Below are 18,905 nucleotides of genomic sequence, written 5' to 3'. Positions count from 1 at the left end.
TTAGCGCGAGTAGACGTTCATGCCCGGGAAGAAGAAAGCCACTTCCACAGCGGCCGTTTCAGCAGCGTCCGAACCGTGCACGGCGTTGGCGTCGATGCTGTCGGCGAAGTCGGCGCGGATCGTGCCCTTCTCTGCCTTCTTCGGGTCGGTGGCGCCCATCAGTTCGCGGTTCTTCGCGATGGCGTTTTCACCTTCCAGAGCCTGGATCATCACCGGGCCCGAGATCATGAAGTCGACCAGATCCTTGAAGAACGGGCGCTCCTTGTGCACGGCGTAGAACTGCTCGGCATCGGCGCGCGACAGGTGCACCAGCTTGGCAGCGGCGATCTTCAGGCCGGCGGCTTCGAAGCGGCTGTAAATCTGGCCGATCACGTTCTTAGCAACGGCATCGGGCTTGATAATCGACAAAGTGCGTTCGACTGCCATGAAAAACTCCAAAAAATTAAGCAGTTATATAACCAACATGAACCCGTAATTGTAGCACGAAGGCTGTTATGATGGGGATGGAACCTACAGCGCGCGTACCGCTCAAACGCAGGACGGCCGGGACGATCCGGCTTTTCGCGAAGTTGACACAAGGGTGTGATTCCGGCGCCTTCCCTCGATGGGAGGGTTGACGAGCACAACGGCCGATTGAAATTGGGACATTTGCCCCGAGATTTCGAGAATCGTCCGAGCGCTTTGCCAAGGAGATTTCGGTATCCTTGCACTTCGACGACAAGCCAGACCAACGGCTGCGGGGGATTCGCCGGCAAGGGTTGCCGGTCATCGTATGCGTCATCAGGCGCCTGACAGCCCCGCCAACAGGCACAACGACCACGGAGAACACAATATATGAACCAGGATTTCCAACGCTTCGGCTACGGCGGAACGGGGGGCGTCGCGACCGCACAGGTGCGCAACAAGGTACTGCGTAATACGTATTGGCTGCTCGCACTGTCGATGCTGCCGACGATTGCGGGCGCCTGGCTGGGTGTGACTTATGGCTTCGCCCTGTTTGCGGGCAGCCCGATGGTTAGCGTGATCCTGTTCCTCGCGATTGCTTTCGGCTTCATGTTCGCGATCGAACGCTTCAAGAATAGCGGCGTCGGCGTTGCCCTGCTGCTGGGCTTCACGTTCTTCATGGGCTTGATGCTCACACGCCTGCTGAGCTTCGTGCTGGGCTTTTCGAACGGCGCATCGCTCATCATGCTGGCGTTCGGCGGCACGGCCGTGATCTTCACAGTGATGGCAACGGTGGCCACGGTCAGCAAGCGCGATTTCAGCGGCCTGGGCAAGTGGCTGTTCATGGGCGTGATCGTGATCCTCCTCGCCTCGATCGCCAACATCTGGCTGCATCTGCCGGCGCTGATGCTGACGGTGTCGGTCCTCGCCATCGCGATCTTCTCGGCGTACATCCTGTTCGATGTGCAGCGCGTGGTGAACGGCGGCGAAACGAACTACGTCACCGCGACGCTTGCGATCTACCTCGATCTGTACAACATCTTCACCAACCTGCTCGCCATCCTCGGCGTGCTGGGCGGCAACCGCAACTAAGCGGCGAGCCAGCAGCAATAAAAAAGCCAGTCCTTCGGGACTGGCTTTTTCTTTGGCGGAATAGGATTCGCGGTGAACCGTCCCCCGCCCGCGAATACTCAGGTGTTTTCGTGGATCACACCCTCACCACCAACCGCACCGGCAACCGCTTCGACACCCTCGTCCGCAGCACCCTCGACGACATCCTCCGCCTCCTCCGACATACGCACGCGTGGCACCCACGGTTGCCCGATGCTCTCGTGCTCGAAGACGGCCATCGATTCCACGTGCGAAGTGTGCGGGAACATGTTGACGACACCCGCAAGCGTCAAACGATACCCAGCCTCATGCACCAGCAATCCAGCGTCGCGCGCCAGGGTTGCCGGACTGCAAGAAACATACACGATACGCTTGGGCAGCCCCTCGTACCCTTGCTGCGCCAGTTCGGCCAGCGCCTTCGACACCGCTAGCGCGCCCTCGCGCGGCGGATCGATCAGATAGCGGTCGAACGCGCCGAGCGCACGCATATCGTCCGCCGTGATATCAAACAGATTGCGGCACGCGAACTCCGTCCGCTCGGCCACACCATTGCGTTGCGCGTTGGCCAGTGCACGCTCAGTCAATGCCGTGCTGCCCTCAATGCCCATTACCGTACCGGCACGACGCGCCAGCGGCAACGTGAAGTTGCCCAGCCCGCAGAACAGATCGAGCACGCGCTCGTTCGACTGAGGCGCGAGCAGGCGCAGGGCACGATGCACGAGCACGCGGTTGATCTGATGATTGACCTGCGTGAAGTCCGTCGGTTTGAACGGCATCCGGATCTGGTATTCCGGCAGCGTGTAATGGAGTTCCGGTTCGAGCGGATAGAACGGCACGGCCGTGTCCGGCCCCTTCGGCTGAACCCAGAACTGGACGTGATTTGCATCCGCAAACGCGCGGAGAATGTCTTCGTCTGCAGGCGTCAGCGGTTCGAGAATGCGCAGCACGAGCGCCGTGACATCGGCACCGATCGCCAGTTCGATTTGCGGCAGACGCTCACGAATCGACAATGATTCGACCAGACGACGCAGCGGCACCAGCATGTCCGACACGTGACGCGGCAACACTTCGCACGAATCCATATCGGCGACGTAACTGCTCTTGCGCTCATGGAAACCGATCAACACGCCGCCCTTTTTGGGCACGTAGCGCACCGTCAGACGAGCGCGGAACCGGTAGCCCCAGTCCGGGCCCTGAATCGGACGAAGCATCGCCTCGGCCTTAACTTTCCCGAGTCGGGCGAGGTTGTCCTCAAGAACACGTTGTTTGATGGCGATCTGCGCGCGCGGCTCCAGATGCTGCATCGAGCATCCGCCGCACTTGCCGAAATGCGGGCATTGCGGCTTGGCACGCATCGAACTCGACCGAAGCACGCTTACCGTTTCTGCCTGCTCGAATTTGGGCTTACGGCGATAGCTCAGATATGTGACGCGCTCACCAGGCAGTGCGCCTTCGACGAAGATGACCTTGCCAGGCTTGAATTCCGGCGTACCCGGCTCGCCCTCAGGTGCGGTGCGGCCAACGCCGCGCGCTTCCATGTCGAGCGATTCGATATCGATGATGCCGGGCTCGGCACTGGGCCGGCCGCGCGAGGAGTTTCGGGAGGAGCGGGTCACGTCTTTGTTCTCATATGCGACAGCAAACCCGGCATTTTAATCGATTCGTCCGCACGTGAGACACGGGGAATGGAGGCTGGCCCGTCCAAATCGCCGAAATGGATGAAAGTGCGGGACAAAAGTGCGACGGATTACCCCCAGGCGCCCAGATACTCCTTCCAGTGCGCAGCAGGCTCCTGCTCAAGCGACCGCTTCACAAATTCGATCTCCTGCTCGTACTCAGCCTGACGCAGCCCCCCGCGCATTAGCTGATACCGGCAATAGACCAGATACGTATTCACTACGTCGGTCTCGCAATAATTGCGGATCTCTTCGAGTTTGCCGTCGCGATATGCCTCCCACACTTTGCTGCCGTCCATGCCGAGCTTGCCCGGGAAACCGCAAAGTTTGGCGAGATCGTCCAGCGGTGCATTTGCGCGTGCTTGATACATGGCGAGCACGTCCATGAGGTCCAGATGGCGCTGGTGATAACGGCTGATGTAGTTATTCCATTTGAACTCGCGGTCGTCCTCCCCCAGGTCCCAGTATCGCGGCGCGGAAATCCCGTGAATCATGGCGCGATAGTGCAGCACCGGCAGGTCGAAACCGCCACCGTTCCACGACACAAGTTGCGGGGCGTACTTTTCGATGGTGCGGTAGAAACCGGACACCAGCGCTCCCTCCCCGTCCTCCAGCGTGCCCAGCGACTTCACACGAAAGCCGTCGCGGTCGCGAAAGACGCAGGAGATCGCCGCCACGCGCTGCAAATGCAGCGGCAAAAAGTCGTGCCCCACTTTTTCGCGACGGGCCGCAAATGCCGCTTCGGCAACGGCGTCGTCCGACAGCCCAGCGTACGCGGGCTCAAGCCTGCGAAGCCCATCGACATCGGGAATCGTTTCAATATCGAAGACGAGAACGGGAGATGGCATGATGAAAATCAGAAGAAAAAATCAGAAAACGTCGGCATTCGACGCCGATGCATCAGAGAAATGAGCAGCAAGTGACGGCCACGCGCGCAACGGCGGCGCACCGAATTTCAGAGCACCGCGTCCTTGCGCACACCGTTCGAGGCGAAATAGCGCTTGAGCTTCACGAGTGCCTCTTGCTGGATCTGGCGCACTCGCTCACGCGTGAGGCCCATTTCGTCGGCCAGTTCTTCCAGCGTCGCAGGCTCGACACGGTTGAGTCCGAATCGGCGTTCGATGACATAGCGATGCTTGGTCGACAGACGCGACAACCACAGCCGCATGAGGTCTTCCAGTTCGCGATGCTGAACCTCATGCTCCGGCGCCTCGCTGCGATCGTCGGAAAGCAGATCGAGCAAACTGCTGCCGGGGTCGATTTCAAGCGGGGCGTCGAGCGACGCCACATGCTCGTTGAGCGCAAGGATGTCAGTGATTTCGTCTGGCGTCTTCCCCGTCAGATCGGCGATGTCTTCGATGCGCGCGTCGCGCTGCTCGCCACCATCGACATAAGCGGCACTCTTCTCAAGGTGACGCTTTGCGCGCAACACTTGATTGAGTTCCCGAATGACGTGCACCGGCAAACGCACCGTACGTGCCTGATTCATGATGGCGCGCTCGATGCTTTGACGGATCCACCAGGTGGCGTACGTCGAGAAACGGAATCCACGCCCCGGATCGAACTTTTCGATGGCATGCATCAGACCGAGGTTGCCCTCTTCGATCAGATCGAGCAATGGTACACCGCGATTGAGGTATCCCTTGGCGATGCTCACGACGAGCCGCAGATTGCGCTCGATCATGACCTGACGCGCCGCGAACTCGCCCGCTTGCGCGCGCGTAGAGTAGTCGAGCTCCTCCGCGGGCGTTAGCAGCGGTTTGACACTGATGCGATTGAGATAGTGCTGAACGGTGTCGGCCGTGAGTTCGGCCTGCAGCACGGTGCCGAAGTCGTCGCCATCGGCGGATTTGCGTTTGCGTCCGGTGGCGGAAGAGGACGACCCCTCTTCCCCGCCATCGGATGACGAGGCGTCGTCATCCTCCGCCTCGCGCTCGTCGAAAGCGTCGTCCACGTCCTCTTCCTGCCGGGACTGCCGATCGTCTGCTTCCTGATCGGACTCCGGGACAGCGAGGTCTTCCTCTTGCGAAGTGCGACGCTTTCTCTTGAGCATTCGACCCTGCCTATTTTATCGAGGCGGCAAATACTTCTCCGGATCCACAGGCTTGCCATCCTTGCGTACCTCGAAGTGCAGCATCACGCGATCTGCATCCGAGTTACCCATTTCGGCAATTTTCTGACCCCGTGTCACGGAGTCGCCTTCCTTGACCAACAGTTTGCTGTTGTGTGCATACGCCGTCAAGAAGGTGCCGTCGTGTTTAATGATGACGAGGTTGCCATAACCGCGCAGACCCGCCCCCGAATACACGACTTTGCCCGCACCTGCGGCAAAGACGGCGTCGCCGACCTTGCCACCGATATTCACGCCCTTGTTCTTCGAGTCGTCGAAGTGGCCGATGACGGTGCCGGCGGCCGGCCACGACAATTGCAGCGCACCGCTGGAGACCGCCGAAGGCGCGGTAGCATTCGACGACGTCGCAGGTGGCGGCACCACGGCAGGCGGCACGGCGGCCGGGCTGCTGCCATTACTCGGCGGCGTGCTGGCCACCGGCGGCGGTAGCGGCGTACCCGTGTCGCCGGCAGGCGGCTTCACGCGCAATACCTGACCGACCTCGATCTGATCCGGGTTCTGGATGTTGTTCCAGCGCGCGATATCTCGGTAGTTCTGCCCGTTCTCCAGCGCGATGCGATACAGGCGGTCGCCCGGCTTGACGCGATAGAAACCCGGCGGCACCGGCGTATTGTCGATCACCGGCGCAGTCGCGCCCGGCAGACTGCTGTCGGTCGTCGTACCGCCTACGGTACGGTCGACGACCGGCGCCCCGACTTGTCGCGATGCGCACGCTGCCAGCATGCTCAGCAACAGGACACTGGCGACGCGTTGTTGGAAACCCGCTCGCAAATTCACTCAATTCCTCCGCAGAATAGACCCGACGGGCTTAAATGATGCCCGATTTTAAGGGGACGAATAACACCCTATCAAGCTGCGTCTCGCGCCACTGGCGCGCACCGATGCGCTCGATGAGGGTCAAAATTTGTTGCTCGCCGCCCACCGGGGCGACAAGCCGTGCGCCGACAGCCAACTGATCGACCAGCGCGTCCGGAATTTCCAGGCCGGCGGCAGCGATCACGATACCGTCGAACGGCGCTACTGCAGGCAATCCGAGCCGCCCATCGCCGTAATGCAGACGAATATTCGGCACGCGCAACGGACGCAAATTGGCTTTGGCACGTTCATGTAACGGACGAACCCGCTCAATGGAGTACACGTCCCGCGCAACACACGACAACACCGCCGCCTGATAGCCGCATCCGGTGCCGATTTCCAGCACCTTTTCCAGCGGACGTCCGCTCGCGAGCAGCAGCTCGATCATGCGCCCCACGACCGACGGCTTCGAGATTGTCTGCCCATGACCGATGGGAAGCGCCGCATCCTCGTATGCCTGATTGGCAAGCGCGGCGTCGACGAAGCCATGACGCGGCACGGTCGCTAGCGCCGCCAGCACGCCCGGGTGTTTGACGCCCGATGCCGCGACGCGTTCAGCCATGCGTGCACGCACGCGCTCCGACGTCAGCCCGATGCCTTCCGGCGAATTCAGGACCGACGCGGTATTCGTACGCACGATGGCCCCCACGCCCACGCCCGCGGGCGGCTTGACCGCCCCGACTGGCGTCGTGGCCGCCTTCGTCATTGTCTTGACTGTGCCTTTTCCCACGACACCGCCAACGGCACCGCCCTTCTGGGCGGCACCCGCGCCATGCGCCTTGGCTACTGGCTTCGGTGCATGCTTAGCGGCATGCGAGCCGTGCGGTGCCGGTTGCGCATGCGGCGCGACGGCCGGCCGCGCCAACCCCTTCGGCACGACCGCGTGCGAGGTCTGTGCACCAGCAGGTCGCGCGGACGCGCCCGCCATCGGCGTCGACGCCACCCGCAAATTGTTACTGTTACCGCCGGACGGCGTCTTCCCACTTCCCTGATTCGCTTGCGACGTGCCACGCGTCATCGCGGCGGGCGGCGCACCGGCCGGACTCGCACGCGACGCCTTATCGAGCACCGGCGCTTTGCGCTGCCGGCGGGTCATCACTTCGGCCAGAGGGAGAGGAAAACGCTTCGGCGGTGTCGTCATCGTTGGGCCACCCCTGCGCTGGCCAGCCAATCGTGCACGACGCCAAGTCGTGCGGTATGCGTGAGATCCAGTTGCAAGGGGGTGACCGAGACGTAATCGTGCGCCACGGCATGGAAGTCGGTGCCTTCGCTGCTGTCGCGCGCGTCGCCAGCCGGACCGATCCAGTAAATTGCTTCGCCGCGCGGATTCACCTGACGGATGACCGGCTGCGATTGATGTCGCTTCCCAAGACGCGTCGACAGCGCGCCTTTGAGACGCTCGTACGGCAAATTGGGAATATTGACGTTCAACAAGAAAGGCGCGCCCAGCGGCCGCTCCATATAGCGCTCGACCACCTCGCGCGCCACACGAGCCGCGCTGTCGAGATGGTCCCAGCCTTTATTGACTTGCGAGAAGGCGAACGAAGGGATCCCGAACAGGAAACCCTCGGTCGCCGCTGCCACCGTACCGGAGTACAGCGTGTCTTCGCCCATGTTCTGGCCGTTGTTGATGCCCGAGACGACGATATCGGGCCGCTCGTCGAGTAGCCCGGTCAACGCCACATGGACGCAATCGGTCGGTGTGCCGTTGATGAAGGTGAAATCATTGGGCGCTTTGAACACAGAAAGCGGCCGTTGCAGGGTCAGAGAATTGGACGCACCGCTACAGTTCTGTTCGGGCGCCACCACGGTAATGTCGCCAAGCGGCGCCAGCGCTTCATAAAGCGCGGCCAGGCCTGGCGCCTGATACCCATCGTCGTTGCTGAGCAGGATTCGCATGCGGCAATTGTAACCGAGGAAAGGTGCTCCGATATGACGCCATCAAGGCACCGGTGGCGTTGCGCCCCGCCCGCTTCATGGCGCCAGTCCGTCACATCCGGTTACATCTTTTCGGTCTCTCCGGCTTGCGGTTGCCAGACCAGCAGGCGCCGCTCCACGACGCCGACGAGTCCATCGAGCACCAGCGCAAAGGCCGTGAGAATCAGCACCCCGGCGATCACCGCATTGATATCGAACGTGCCTTCGGCCTGCAAGATCAGGTAGCCGACGCCACGCGCCGACCCCAGATACTCGCCGACCACCGCACCGACAAACGCGAGTCCGACCGAGTTGTGGAGACTGGAGAACACCCAACTGGTGGCACTCGGCAAATACACTCGGCGCAACAACTGACGCTGATTGGCACCCAGCATCCGCGCATTGGCGAGCACCACCGGGCTGACTTCCTTCACGCCCTGATAGACGTTAAAGAAGACGATGAAGAACACCAGCGTCACCCCTAGCGCCACCTTCGACCAGATACCGAGCCCGAACCACACACCGAAGATCGGCGCGAGAATCACGCGGGGCATCGAATTGGCCGCCTTGATGTACGGGTCGAGCAAAGCACCTGCGCTCGGCGAAAGCGCCAGCCAGAGCCCCACGCCGAGTCCGAACACGGTACCGATGGCGAACGCCAGCACCGTCTCGAGCAACGTGACGCCCAAATGCAGATAGATCTCCCCGCTGGCGAACCACTGCCAGACCTGGAGCAGCACCTTCTGCGGCTCCCCAAAGAAGAACGCCGCCTTGTCGGGGCTATCGAAATAGAACGCGGGCAGCAGCGTCGGGCTGGTGAGCACATACCAGACGAGAAATGCCACGACCAGCAGCAGCCATTGCCACAGGCGCAGGTGCCGCATGATGGAACGATTACGCATGACGAACGAATTCCGGGAATATCAGACGTGCGGCCGGACCGGTCATCAGACCAGCCAGTCGAACAGGCCAAAGCCGTCCGGCAAATCGAACCAGTCCATCCAGTCGAGCCACCCCGGCCAGTTGAGCCAGTTCAGCGAGACCGTGAGAATGCCGGCGATTTGCCACATGACCACTCAGACCGCCTTTAACTGTTGTGCGTAGCCCTTGAGGACTTCCTCGCGAAGCACGTCCCATATCTGAGCGTGCAACTCGGTGAAGCGCGGATGGTTACGAATTTCCGCCACGTCGCGCGGACGCGGCAGATCGATCCGGAACTCCCCGATCGGATGCGTGCCCGGTCCTGCGGCCAGCACCACCACCCGGTCGGACAAGGCAATCGCCTCATCGAGGTCGTGCGTGATGAACAGCACAGCGCGGCGCTTTGCCGCCCACAGCTCCAGCAACTCGTTTTCCATGAGCTGACGCGTCTGGATATCGAGTGCCGAAAATGGCTCGTCCATCAGGATGATGTCGGGGTCGAGGATCAGCGTCTGCGCCATGGCCACACGCTTGCGCATGCCGCCGGAGAGCTGATGCGGATATCGATCGCCGAAACCGCCCAGGCCCACGCGCTTGAGCCATTCGTGCCCACGCGCCGTCGCTTCCTCCGGCGCGACACCGCGAAACTCAAGTCCCGCGGTCACGTTGTCGATCGCGTTGCGCCATGGCATGAGCGCTTCGGCCTGAAACATGTATCCAGCACGCGAATTGATGCCCTTGAGCGGCTCACCGAAGACCTTGATCGATCCGGAGGACGGGGAGAGCAAACCCGCGGCGACATTGAGCAACGTGGATTTGCCACACCCGGTCGGCCCGACGACCGAAACGAACTCGCCCGGCGCGATGTCGAGCGACGTGTCGGCTACGGCCGTATAACGCTTCGCGCGATCGTCGCGGGCGACGAAGATGCACGTAATGCTGTCGAAACTCAGAGCCGGCGCAGTCATCATTTGTACTTGGCGTCGGCCTTCTTCGTGAACTCGTTCGTGAACGTCTTCGACAGATCGATCGTCTTGCCCTTGACCGTCTCGTCGAACGCCTGCAACGTGCGCAGCGCCGTCGCCGGACCATCTGCCGGAATCAGACCGTCCGGAGAGATTGCCTCTTTCACGCGACTCCAGGCATCGAGATACAACGCGCGGTCGCCCAGCAGATACGCTTCGGGCACCGTCTTGATCAGGTCGGCCTGCCCGGCAGTCTGAAGCCAGCGCAGCGCACGCACCATCGCGTTGGTCAGGGCTTGCGTCGTATTCGGATTCTTCTGGATGAACGACTCGTTCGTGTAGAGGCAACCTGCGGGCATATTGCCGCCGAACACCGAGACCGTCTCCTTGAGCGTGCGCGTATCCGAGATCACGCGGATCTCCTTGTCGCGCTCCAGCATGGTGATGACCGGGTCGAGGTTGACGATGGCGTCGATGTTGCCTGAGCGAATCGCGGCCAGCGCGCCGGACGACGCCCCCACCCCGACGAAAGCGACCTCATTGGGCTTGATGCCGCCCTTGGCCAGCACGAAGTTCGCCATAATGTTGGTCGACGACCCCGGTGCCGTCACACCGATCTTCTTGCCGCGCAAGTCGGCAATCGACTTGTAGTTCGGCATCGTCTTGTTCGATACGCCGAACACGATCTGCGGCGCGCGGCCTTGCAGCACGAATGCGCGGATGTACTGGTTCTTCGCCTGCAACAGAATCGTGTGCTCGTAAGCCCCCGACACTACATCGGCACTGCCGCCGACCAGCGCCTGAAGCGCTTTGGAGCCACCGGCAAAGTCCGAGATTTCGACGTCGAGCCCTTCGTCCTTGAAGTAGTTCAGGCGTTCGGCAATCGTGAGCGGCAGGTAATAGAAAAGGTTCTTGCCGCCGACCGCAATCGCGACCTTGGTCTTCTCAAGCTTGTTTTGCGCGAAGCCGGGGCGAATGCCTGCGCCGATCAGGCCGGTCGCGGCCAGTGCCGTGACGAATTGACGTCTTTGCATGGTGTTGTTGTCTCCGTGGTTGCAGCGTTCATTCTTTGTAAGTTCGACGTGCTTTATAACGGGACGCGGTCGTTGCCGCGCCCGTGGCGCTTTGCGCGTAGTGGCGTGTCAGATGACGCCGCTCTCGCGCAATGCTTTGATTTGCCCGGCATCATAACCCAGTTGCCCAAGCACTTCGTCCGTGTGTGCGCCGAGTTCCGGGCCGAGCCACTGGGTCTGTCCGGGGGTCTCCGAGAGCTTCGGCGAGATGTTCGGCAGATCGATCGGCGTGCCATCCGGGAAGGTATGACGCTGGATCATCTGGCGCGCGATGAACTGCGGATCCTTGAACATGTCGGCCACGGTGTAGATGCGGCTCGCGGGCACGTCCGCGCCCTGCAGCACCGCCAGCGCTTCGTCGATAGGACGCATTTGCGTCCAGCCGCCGATAGCGTCGTCGATCTCCTGGGTGCGCGGCACGCGACCGTCGTTATGCGCCAGCCCCGGATCCTCCGCAAGATCAGCACGGCCAATGGCATGCATCAGACGCTTGAAGATCGGATCGCTGTTTCCGCCCACGACGATCATGCCGTCAGCGCACGGATAGGTGTTCGACGGCACGATCCCCGGCAGCGACGCCCCGGTGCGCTCACGCACCATCCCGGCGACGCTGTACTCGGGCACCACGCTCTCCATCAGGTTGAAGACGGCTTCGTAAAGCGCAACGTCGACAACCTGCCCTCGCCCGCCATTCACGTTGCGGTGATGCAGCGCCATCATCGCGCCGATCACCCCATGCAGCGCGGCAATCGAGTCGCCGATGGAAATGCCGATGCGCGGCGGCGGCAACTCCGGATAGCCCGTGATATGCCGTAATCCCCCCATCGATTCGGCGATGGCGCCAAACCCCGGCCGGTCGCGATACGGGCCGGTCTGACCGTAACCGGACAGGCGCACCATCACCAGCCCGGGATTGTCGGCGGACAACTGTTCGTAGCCCAATCCGAAACGCTCCAGCAATCCGGGACGGAAGTTCTCGACGACGATGTCCGCCTGCGCCGCCAGCTTGCGCACAATGGCCTGACCTTCCGGCGACTTGAGGTTGATCGTTACCGACTTCTTGTTACGCGCCTGCACGGCCCACCACAGCGACGTGCCGCCCGCATCGGGGTGCAACTTGCGCCATTTGCGCAACGGATCGCCGTGCTGCGGATCTTCGATCTTGATGACCTCCGCGCCGAACTCGCCCAGCATGCGTGCGGCGAACGGACCGGCAATGAGCGTGCCGAGTTCGAGCACCTTCACGCCAGCGAGCGCGCCGAAGCCGGGCATACCGGTGGACGACTTAGCCGCATTGGCCGATTCGGAAGTTTGACGGGATGCGTCGGAAGACTGATTGGCGGATGCCGCAGACGCATTGGCGCCCTGTGGCGAAGTGGATGTGTACGGCGTAGACGACTTGGACAACGCTTGGACTCCTGAGCCTCGTCGACGGCCATCACCGTCGAGTTCGGGACGCTGCCCCGAAGGCCGCATCCGTGCATATGGGTGGCAAATGAAGTTCGTATAGTAATTCGGCAGTCGGCGATCGGCCAATAGCCTCAAGGGGAATCCCGGACGATTCCGATGCAGTTCGTCGTCGATTCCGAAGACTGCACCGACTCAGCGCGGCTACAGCAGGGGGATGCGCGTTAGCGGTCGATCACGTCTCGAACAGATGACGCGCGCCACGTTGCGCTGCAATATAAATGGCCTCGCCACGATTGCGCGCCCCCAGACGCCGGTAAAGCGCCGAGACGTGCGTCTTCGCAGTGCCTTCCGAGATCACGAGCTGCTGGCAAATGGTCTTGATGGACAGCCCTCGGGAGAGCAGCGCCAGAATTTCGTATTGCCGCTGGGAAATGCCGAGCAACGCAGACTCGGCCAGTTGCGTCGCCTTGTCCCCGCCCAGCGGAAACACCGGCAGGCGAGAAAGCGGCAGCGCCTCGCCCAAAGCCTCCTGACGCCACAACACGAGCAACGCCGAGAGCGCCTCTTCCGGCACAAAGCGTCCACCGGAAAACGCCAGGTCGAACACCGAACGAATACGCGCCACCGAGTTCGGCCACGGCAGACATGCCGTGACGCCCGCTTGCAGCCAGCGGATGATTTCATCGGGAAAACCCGCATCGCCAACGACGATAACCGGCACGGGAGGAACACACTCGGCGGCTGCCGAGCACAAGGTGTCGAGCGCGGGCGTACGCGCCACGGACTCATCGAGTACGAGCGCACGACGCGAAGGCAACTCGCGCAGCCATACCCAGTCCTGCGTCGCCACGCTATCGACGTGACGCAAGACGGGTGGCGTCGCGTTCGCTTCGGTTTGCAACGCGACCTGGAGGCCGCTCAGCCAGGCGGCAGCCTCTCCTAGGACCAGCACACGCATGATTTCCCCTGTCATTCCGGTCGGCATCCCCATGCCGCCGCCCCGCTTTCTTCTCGAACGTGCTGCGCCTTTAGCGTTGTTTTTAGCAGGACGAAATTGAAGAAAATCCGAAGAAATCCTCCAACCTTCGTCACGATTTACACATAAGGCGTCATCTTGCTTTCAAGGCAGTTTATGCGCTAAGCCCGCATGGCGGCGAATCCGTTTCTCGCGGAGCCTTATCCCTGTTGCCTTAGCGCGACAATCCGCAATTTGCGTAAATTATTTACTCAATTTTCGGAAATTCCGCTATTACTTTTTCCCCTTCCATTTCTCATCTGACGCAATAAAATACAAAAAGTCTGAGAGGACAGTCAGCGGAGGCCGGGGGGCACGCCATGTTCAAAATTTCCGTCAGCACGACGCGCAGTGCGGTGTTTTGTCTTGCCGCCGCGTGCTTTGTGAGTACCGCGCAGGCCGACGTCATCGGCGTGGGCAGTATGCCCGCGACAGTGAGCGACGCCCTGCTCGCCAGCACCCATGCCGCCAACGTGGCTCGCAGCCTTGTCACCAGCATCGGCAACGCCGGACCGAACACCATCGCACCGGTCAATTCAACAACTGCTGCAGCAAACCACGTTCGTCTCTGGGACGAAGTGATTCCGCCCGCCCCGTCGCCTAAACCGACTCAGGCATCGCTGCCTGCCACCGCGCAGCCGCGCACGACGATTAACATCTCCTCGATGCCGCAAATGTCGGCTGGCATGATGGCCACGAACTTCAAAATCAACGCAAGCGGCCGCATGGGATCTGCAGCCGCTCGCTGATTTCTCTTACCCGATCAAGCCTCAGAACGTGTACGGGAAACGAACCCCGATCACGTAGTTCGGTGCGTCCGGCGACATGCCGGCATTGACGTAACCGTTGACCGTCCAATGCCTGTTGATGGCGTAGTTGATGCCGAAGTTGAGCGACGCCGCATTGGTGGTACTGCCTGCCACCGTGGTCCACGGGCCGCCCGGCGAAGCCGTCTTCGTTGCGCGCGAGATCGCCGTCGAATACGAGATCGACAGCGCAGTCTTATCGTTGAGCGCCAACGCCATCCCCGCGCCAACCTGCACGATATCGCCAAGCTTGACCTTCGCAGGCTGCACGACGCCTTCGATAGTCGAGATGTCGTCGAACGTCTTCGCCACGTTGTACGTGTACGCTACGTTCGCGAACAACACGATCGGGTCGTAGGTGCGCAGGAACGACAGGCCCGCCGTGATAGCCCATATGCCATTACCCGTGGGCAGGCGCGACGGCGTCGTCAAGTTGTTGTTCGTCGGATCGGGCGTACCCAGCTTGATGCCGAACGGCGACGTGCCGGTCGGTGCGGTCACGCGTAACGACGCCACGATATCGGGCCAGTTGGCGTTTTCCTTCATGAGCTGGTAGTACAACGACGCGTTCACGTCGCCGATATTCGCCGAGTTCTTGCTGATGTCGCTGATCGACGACGCCGCACCGCCCACCCCACCGGAGATGAAGTCGGAGTTGCGGTACAGATACGGCACGTCGAACGCCAGGCTCAACCGGTCGGTCACCCCGTAACGCGTGTTGACGTCGAACGTCCATACGTTGGCCTTAGTTTGGCCGAGGTTCAACTGACCGAGGAAAATGGCGTCGAGGGCGAGAAAGCCACTCAGCACCAGTTGGCGCCGGTCGTAGTAGCTGTAGCTGATACCGGCATCGATGGTGAGCTTGCGGTCGAACAACGGCGCGTGCTGCGCCTGAACGACAGCTTCTTCGGCAGGCGTGCGTTGCGAGTCGGTCTCGCTCTTCTGCATCTGCTGCGTCTCACCGATGGGCGTGGCGGATGTCGGTCCGGCCGCCCCGGCAGCGCCGCCGCCGGGTGTGCCAGCAGAACCGGCGGCCGAGCCATCGCCCGGTGAGACCTGCGCGATCTGCGCGGTATCCCACGCGGTCAGACCGCGACCGCGTTGCGCCATCTCGATATCCGTGAGGCGCTGCTTCAGAGAAGAAATTTCCCGCTGCTGCCGGTCAACCATGTCCATCAACATCTGGAGACGGTTATCCGGCGATGGGTCCGTATGCTCCTGAGCCTGGGCCGATAGCGTGAAAAGCAGTACCCCCAACGGAATAGCGGCAACGGGAAAAAAGCGGTGAGTGTTCATGATCCCCCCCGGGTGAAAAAGCGGACGGATGTCCGCGCGCAATCCAACAAACACGTGTTGCAACAACGGTTGTCCTTGCTGCTCGACTGCGGGGTGATGCGTACGGAACACGGACAGTGATCGAAAGCGTCAACAGCATCGCCGATGCCTCCTGCCCGGGCCCTGCCGACATCACCTTCTTGTACGCCGCGAGTGTTTTGCGGCGGCGCCCCACGTCTAGTTGTCATGGCGTCCGGTAAAGACCTGCCGGACGTTGCTGCCGGCGTCGCGTCGAATGCATCGACCACGACGCCGTCACTGCGCTTGCTATGCCTTACCTTTCACTTCACTTCACTTCAAATACGTTCACACACGCTCAATGCCGAATGGCAACCATGTTCGCCATCGCGTTCTGAATACCGAGCTGACGCAGTCCGCCCGACGTCAGCGCACTCGTCTGGAGGTTCAGCGTCATGGTGTTCATCACCTGCTGCGCATTGCCTGCCACCTGGACGACCTGCATGATCTGATTCATCGCCCCACCCGCGCCGCCTGCGACGCTCTGGCCGAGATTGCCGTTCGGGGTATTGAGCGAGAGCTGCATGCCGGCCGAACTGATCGCGACGTTCGCACTCAGGTTGCCGACCGTGGTGCTCGAGTTACTGGTCGACTGGTTACTAATGGGCACCAGCAGCGCGAGCGACACGCCCGGGCCGTACTGGATGATGGCCTTGTTCAGCGCGTTGTTGGCATCGCCCGCAACCTGCGTAATCTGTGCGACGCCGTTGACCAATGCGTGGGCGCCGGTCACTGCCTGCGTGGTCGGGGCGGCAGCATTCACCACGCCCGGGATGACGGTTGTCGACGAGCCGGTCTGCACCTGCCCCTGATTCACACCAAGCACACCAGTGGCGAGCAGGCTCGCGCCGGTGGGCATTTGCCACTGCGACTGCATCACGAGCTGAAAGCCCGTGATCATGTTCTGTTGTGCGTACTTGCCGGTCGCGTGCGAGAGCACTTCATCGCTCACAGGCGTCCAGCCCTCAGGCACCACGTTGGAAGCGAACGCCGGGACGGCGCTTGCGAACAACGGGATGGCCAGCATCGGGACGTATCGATTCATGATGGTCTGGTCTCAAAACAGGTCCGCCCGGATGATGCCGAAGTCCACCATCGGGGTCGGTGACGTCCCGGTCGCCAGCGCGCCATCGCGCAACTTGGCAGCCAGGGATTCGTTTCCTTTGAGCAGCGGTGAGTCCTCCAGGAAAGGCTTGCCGATGACCGCCAGCACCAAGCCATTCCACTGCTTGGCAAAATCGGCCTGCTCGATGATGCGATTGCCCAGCGCCGGATCGGACACGAACACACGTCCGTCCTTCGCTGCCTTGACGACCACAAAGTGCTGATAGCCGTTGACGTCGATAAGCGCAATGACCGGGATCTTCAGGTCGTAAAGCGCACTCACATCGACTTTGAATCCGCGCCCCTCGAGTCCGAGCGTCTCCACGAATTTCTTCATGTCGAGCATCGAGAACCCGTTCTTGATGACGGTGTCCGGGTTAGAGAACGCCATCATTCGCTGAATCATTTCGGTCTCGGGAATGTTGATCCCGTAGCCATAACGCAGCAGCGTTGCCAGTGCTGCGGAACCACAACTGAAGTCGTATTCCTGCTGGACCAGATTCACGTAGTGCATCGATTTGAACGAGCGCATCTTCTTGACCGCCGGTACACCAGTCGAAGACTCCAGGTTCACCGATGCATACTGCGCGTGCCCGGCCACGCTTGCGCACGCCAGAGCGCAAACAGTAGCGATCCTCACAACGGCACGACGCGCATCATTCATGACACACCTCATGAAAAAACCGGTCCGGAAGTTTCTCCGGACCGGCTAGCTACATCACTTGATTGCCGAGATCGACAGGTTGTTGGACTGAACGTTGCCGATACCGGCTGCCACGTTCACGCCCACATTGCCCGTTGCCATCTTGAGCGCACCGGCGCCGAGCGAGGCATTGGCGACGAAGTCACCCGAGGCCTTCATGCTGGCCGACTGGTCGGTTTGAGCCGTTGCGTTGGCTGCACCGCCCTTGTACCAGCCGGTCGACTGCGACACTGCTGCAGCCATGCTGTTGCCCTGCACGTTGCCGATACCCGAGGCCACGTTCACGCCGACGTTACCGCTGGCGTTGGCCAGTGCGCCGTCACCCACGCTGGCGTTGACCATGAACTGCGAGAGGCTTGCCGAACCCTTCGACGACTGGTTCGAGAACACCTGGGCCGAGGCATACACCGGCTGAGCGTTGAGCGAAGCGATCGCGACGTTGTTGGCCTGTGCGTTGTCGGCACCTGCCGCCACGTTCACACCGACGTTGCCGTTGGCGTTAGCCAATGCGCCGTTGCCGAGCGTTGCGCCCATCGTCTGGTATTGAGCCGTGTTCACGTGATACGTGATCGCGCCCTTCGCCCACGTGGTCGACTTCGTGAACGTATCGGTGAAGCCCCACAGTGCCGCTGCTGCCACCGAATCGCTTTCGATAGAGCTGCTGCCGTGGTTCAAAACGGCGTGGAACGCTGCATCGAAGCTCTTCTGCGTGTTCAGGAAGCCTGCAGCGAGGAACCCGGCGGCCTGTTGCGACTGCTGACCGTAGGCATAGCCGCCCCAAGCAGAACCCTGACCTGCACCGAAGTTGCCGACCAGATAGCCACCATAGAGTGCGAGGCCGCCAGGAATCGGAATCACGCCGCCACCGATGATGCCTCCGCCGCCAGCGATGTTCGAGTATTGATACCCGCCACCGGCGATGAAGCCACCCGAGCCGGAGCTCGACTGCCCTGCGACATATCCCGCGCCAGCCTGGAAGGCTTGACTCGTGTTCAGATGGCCGTTAGCCGATGCATTCACCCACGACGTGGTGTTGTCGAAGTGCGTTTCCGTCTTGCCAGCCAACAGGTAGGCGCTACCCTGATTCGAAACCGTGGTGGTCTTCGAATCGACGCCATACGTCACCTTGCCGGTGGCATAGCTGCCAAGCAGCGGTCCCTTCAGGTTGACGTGGTGCACGTCGACGCTCTGGTTGCTCTGCACGACGGCGTTGCCGGTGTTGTCCACCGTGACGCAGCCGCGAATGCCGACCAGACCGAAAATGCCGACCAGGTTCAGAACGTTGGTCTCGTTGCCGATGAACGAGAAGCTATATTGCTGGTGATTGGGGGAAGCCATCGCGGTTCCCGTTGCTACCAGCAGTGCAGCCGCTGCAATTGCTTTCGTTTTCATGACCATCTCCTTGACGAGAGAGTTACCCAG

19 protein-coding genes are annotated in these 18,905 nt (G+C 61.4%); 2 read left to right on the top strand and 17 right to left on the bottom strand.

Annotated elements, in window-relative coordinates; genetic code table 11:
• Positions 1-426 carry a nucleoside-diphosphate kinase gene (gene ndk, locus NTU39_RS10990; protein WP_150576858.1) on the bottom strand — a complete coding sequence of 142 codons (426 nt, stop codon included), beginning with the start codon at positions 424-426 and terminating at the stop codon, positions 1-3.
• 408 nt (positions 427-834) lie between these two features.
• Between ndk and NTU39_RS10985 the strand changes: the two genes are divergently transcribed.
• Positions 835-1,536 carry a Bax inhibitor-1/YccA family protein gene (locus NTU39_RS10985; RefSeq protein WP_150664926.1) on the top strand — a complete coding sequence of 234 codons (702 nt, stop codon included), beginning with the start codon at positions 835-837 and terminating at the stop codon, positions 1,534-1,536.
• A gap of 98 nt (positions 1,537-1,634) precedes the next feature.
• Here NTU39_RS10985 and rlmD read toward each other — a convergent pair whose 3' ends face one another.
• From rlmD to NTU39_RS10925, 12 genes are all read right to left on the bottom strand, one after another.
• A complete protein-coding gene (gene rlmD / locus NTU39_RS10980; RefSeq protein ID WP_246184622.1) occupies positions 1,635-3,092 on the bottom strand; it encodes a 23S rRNA (uracil(1939)-C(5))-methyltransferase RlmD in 1,458 nt (485 codons plus the stop codon).
• Positions 3,093-3,301: 209 nt separating this feature from the next.
• Positions 3,302-4,078 carry a 3'-5' exonuclease gene (locus NTU39_RS10975; RefSeq protein ID WP_039399083.1) on the bottom strand — a complete coding sequence of 259 codons (777 nt, stop codon included), beginning with the start codon at positions 4,076-4,078 and terminating at the stop codon, positions 3,302-3,304.
• Between the two features lie 107 nt (positions 4,079-4,185).
• Positions 4,186-5,283: an RNA polymerase sigma factor RpoS gene (rpoS, locus tag NTU39_RS10970; protein ID WP_150664925.1), complete on the bottom strand. Its 1,098-nt coding sequence runs from the start codon at positions 5,281-5,283 to the stop codon at positions 4,186-4,188.
• A gap of 15 nt (positions 5,284-5,298) precedes the next feature.
• Positions 5,299-6,084: a peptidoglycan DD-metalloendopeptidase family protein gene (locus NTU39_RS10965; RefSeq protein WP_150665007.1), complete on the bottom strand. Its 786-nt coding sequence runs from the start codon at positions 6,082-6,084 to the stop codon at positions 5,299-5,301.
• Positions 6,085-6,169: 85 nt separating this feature from the next.
• A complete protein-coding gene (locus NTU39_RS10960; protein ID WP_257959818.1) occupies positions 6,170-7,357 on the bottom strand; it encodes a protein-L-isoaspartate(D-aspartate) O-methyltransferase in 1,188 nt (395 codons plus the stop codon).
• Positions 7,354-8,115 carry a 5'/3'-nucleotidase SurE gene (gene surE / locus NTU39_RS10955; RefSeq protein WP_039399092.1) on the bottom strand — a complete coding sequence of 254 codons (762 nt, stop codon included), beginning with the start codon at positions 8,113-8,115 and terminating at the stop codon, positions 7,354-7,356. The genes NTU39_RS10960 and surE overlap by 4 nt, the downstream gene beginning before the upstream one ends.
• A 101-nt stretch (positions 8,116-8,216) precedes the next feature.
• On the bottom strand, positions 8,217-9,035 hold the full coding sequence (locus NTU39_RS10950; RefSeq protein WP_150664923.1) for an ABC transporter permease: 819 nt from the start codon (positions 9,033-9,035) through the stop codon (positions 8,217-8,219).
• A 45-nt stretch (positions 9,036-9,080) separates the two neighbouring features.
• Positions 9,081-9,203, bottom strand: a complete 123-nt coding sequence (locus tag NTU39_RS10945; protein WP_257125701.1) for a hypothetical protein — start codon at positions 9,201-9,203, stop codon at positions 9,081-9,083.
• A 6-nt stretch (positions 9,204-9,209) separates the two neighbouring features.
• A complete protein-coding gene (locus NTU39_RS10940; RefSeq protein ID WP_257960071.1) occupies positions 9,210-10,022 on the bottom strand; it encodes an ABC transporter ATP-binding protein in 813 nt (270 codons plus the stop codon).
• Positions 10,022-11,053, bottom strand: a complete 1,032-nt coding sequence (locus NTU39_RS10935) for an ABC transporter substrate-binding protein (protein ID WP_150576852.1) — start codon at positions 11,051-11,053, stop codon at positions 10,022-10,024. The genes NTU39_RS10940 and NTU39_RS10935 overlap by 1 nt, the downstream gene beginning before the upstream one ends.
• A gap of 108 nt (positions 11,054-11,161) precedes the next feature.
• Positions 11,162-12,364 carry a CaiB/BaiF CoA transferase family protein gene (locus NTU39_RS10930; RefSeq protein WP_257960070.1) on the bottom strand — a complete coding sequence of 401 codons (1,203 nt, stop codon included), beginning with the start codon at positions 12,362-12,364 and terminating at the stop codon, positions 11,162-11,164.
• Between the two features lie 370 nt (positions 12,365-12,734).
• Complete coding sequence (locus NTU39_RS10925) at positions 12,735-13,460, bottom strand: response regulator transcription factor (RefSeq protein ID WP_150576851.1); 726 nt, start codon at positions 13,458-13,460, stop codon at positions 12,735-12,737.
• Between the two features lie 377 nt (positions 13,461-13,837).
• Between NTU39_RS10925 and NTU39_RS10920 the strand changes: the two genes are divergently transcribed.
• Positions 13,838-14,266 (top strand): hypothetical protein, encoded by a 429-nt coding sequence (locus NTU39_RS10920; protein WP_150664922.1) that lies wholly within the window; start codon positions 13,838-13,840, stop codon positions 14,264-14,266.
• A gap of 21 nt (positions 14,267-14,287) precedes the next feature.
• Here NTU39_RS10920 and NTU39_RS10915 read toward each other — a convergent pair whose 3' ends face one another.
• The 4 genes from NTU39_RS10915 to NTU39_RS10900 all read right to left on the bottom strand — a co-directional run bounded on the left by NTU39_RS10915 (position 14,288) and on the right by NTU39_RS10900 (position 18,875).
• Positions 14,288-15,619, bottom strand: coding sequence for a hypothetical protein (locus NTU39_RS10915; protein WP_257959817.1), 1,332 nt, complete (start codon positions 15,617-15,619; stop codon positions 14,288-14,290).
• Between the two features lie 355 nt (positions 15,620-15,974).
• Positions 15,975-16,721 carry a peptidase C39 gene (locus tag NTU39_RS10910; RefSeq protein ID WP_150664920.1) on the bottom strand — a complete coding sequence of 249 codons (747 nt, stop codon included), beginning with the start codon at positions 16,719-16,721 and terminating at the stop codon, positions 15,975-15,977.
• Positions 16,722-16,733: 12 nt separating this feature from the next.
• Positions 16,734-17,444: a C39 family peptidase gene (locus tag NTU39_RS10905; RefSeq protein WP_370855755.1), complete on the bottom strand. Its 711-nt coding sequence runs from the start codon at positions 17,442-17,444 to the stop codon at positions 16,734-16,736.
• A 54-nt stretch (positions 17,445-17,498) separates the two neighbouring features.
• Positions 17,499-18,875 carry a FapB/FapC family functional amyloid domain-containing protein gene (locus NTU39_RS10900; RefSeq protein WP_150664919.1) on the bottom strand — a complete coding sequence of 459 codons (1,377 nt, stop codon included), beginning with the start codon at positions 18,873-18,875 and terminating at the stop codon, positions 17,499-17,501.
• Positions 18,876-18,905 lie beyond the last annotated feature (30 nt).

It is taken from the genome of Pandoraea commovens (genome assembly GCF_024704525.1).
GTDB lineage: Bacteria > Pseudomonadota > Gammaproteobacteria > Burkholderiales > Burkholderiaceae > Pandoraea > Pandoraea commovens.
Note: the sequence above shows the minus strand (reverse complement) of the source record. Positions and strands in the feature narration are given on the sequence as shown.

What these genes read in the sequence shown, in the direction of transcription:
- ndk (WP_150576858.1), bottom strand. Translation starts at nt 426, where the DNA reads ATGGCAGTCGAACGCACTTTGTCGATTATCAAGCCCGATGCCGTTGCT.
- NTU39_RS10985 (WP_150664926.1), top strand. Translation starts at nt 835, where the DNA reads ATGAACCAGGATTTCCAACGCTTCGGCTACGGCGGAACGGGGGGCGTC.
- rlmD (WP_246184622.1), bottom strand. Translation starts at nt 3,092, where the DNA reads ATGGAAGCGCGCGGCGTTGGCCGCACCGCACCTGAGGGCGAGCCGGGT.
- NTU39_RS10975 (WP_039399083.1), bottom strand. Translation starts at nt 4,078, where the DNA reads ATGCCATCTCCCGTTCTCGTCTTCGATATTGAAACGATTCCCGATGTC.
- rpoS (WP_150664925.1), bottom strand. Translation starts at nt 5,283, where the DNA reads ATGCTCAAGAGAAAGCGTCGCACTTCGCAAGAGGAAGACCTCGCTGTC.
- NTU39_RS10965 (WP_150665007.1), bottom strand. Translation starts at nt 6,084, where the DNA reads ATGCTGGCAGCGTGCGCATCGCGACAAGTCGGGGCGCCGGTCGTCGAC.
- NTU39_RS10960 (WP_257959818.1), bottom strand. Translation starts at nt 7,357, where the DNA reads ATGACGACACCGCCGAAGCGTTTTCCTCTCCCTCTGGCCGAAGTGATG.
- surE (WP_039399092.1), bottom strand. Translation starts at nt 8,115, where the DNA reads ATGCGAATCCTGCTCAGCAACGACGATGGGTATCAGGCGCCAGGCCTG.
- NTU39_RS10950 (WP_150664923.1), bottom strand. Translation starts at nt 9,035, where the DNA reads ATGCGTAATCGTTCCATCATGCGGCACCTGCGCCTGTGGCAATGGCTG.
- NTU39_RS10945 (WP_257125701.1), bottom strand. Translation starts at nt 9,203, where the DNA reads ATGTGGCAAATCGCCGGCATTCTCACGGTCTCGCTGAACTGGCTCAAC.
- NTU39_RS10940 (WP_257960071.1), bottom strand. Translation starts at nt 10,022, where the DNA reads ATGACTGCGCCGGCTCTGAGTTTCGACAGCATTACGTGCATCTTCGTC.
- NTU39_RS10935 (WP_150576852.1), bottom strand. Translation starts at nt 11,053, where the DNA reads ATGCAAAGACGTCAATTCGTCACGGCACTGGCCGCGACCGGCCTGATC.
- NTU39_RS10930 (WP_257960070.1), bottom strand. Translation starts at nt 12,364, where the DNA reads ATGCCCGGCTTCGGCGCGCTCGCTGGCGTGAAGGTGCTCGAACTCGGC.
- NTU39_RS10925 (WP_150576851.1), bottom strand. Translation starts at nt 13,460, where the DNA reads ATGCGTGTGCTGGTCCTAGGAGAGGCTGCCGCCTGGCTGAGCGGCCTC.
- NTU39_RS10920 (WP_150664922.1), top strand. Translation starts at nt 13,838, where the DNA reads ATGTTCAAAATTTCCGTCAGCACGACGCGCAGTGCGGTGTTTTGTCTT.
- NTU39_RS10915 (WP_257959817.1), bottom strand. Translation starts at nt 15,619, where the DNA reads ATGAACACTCACCGCTTTTTTCCCGTTGCCGCTATTCCGTTGGGGGTA.
- NTU39_RS10910 (WP_150664920.1), bottom strand. Translation starts at nt 16,721, where the DNA reads ATGAATCGATACGTCCCGATGCTGGCCATCCCGTTGTTCGCAAGCGCC.
- NTU39_RS10905 (WP_370855755.1), bottom strand. Translation starts at nt 17,444, where the DNA reads ATGAATGATGCGCGTCGTGCCGTTGTGAGGATCGCTACTGTTTGCGCT.
- NTU39_RS10900 (WP_150664919.1), bottom strand. Translation starts at nt 18,875, where the DNA reads ATGAAAACGAAAGCAATTGCAGCGGCTGCACTGCTGGTAGCAACGGGA.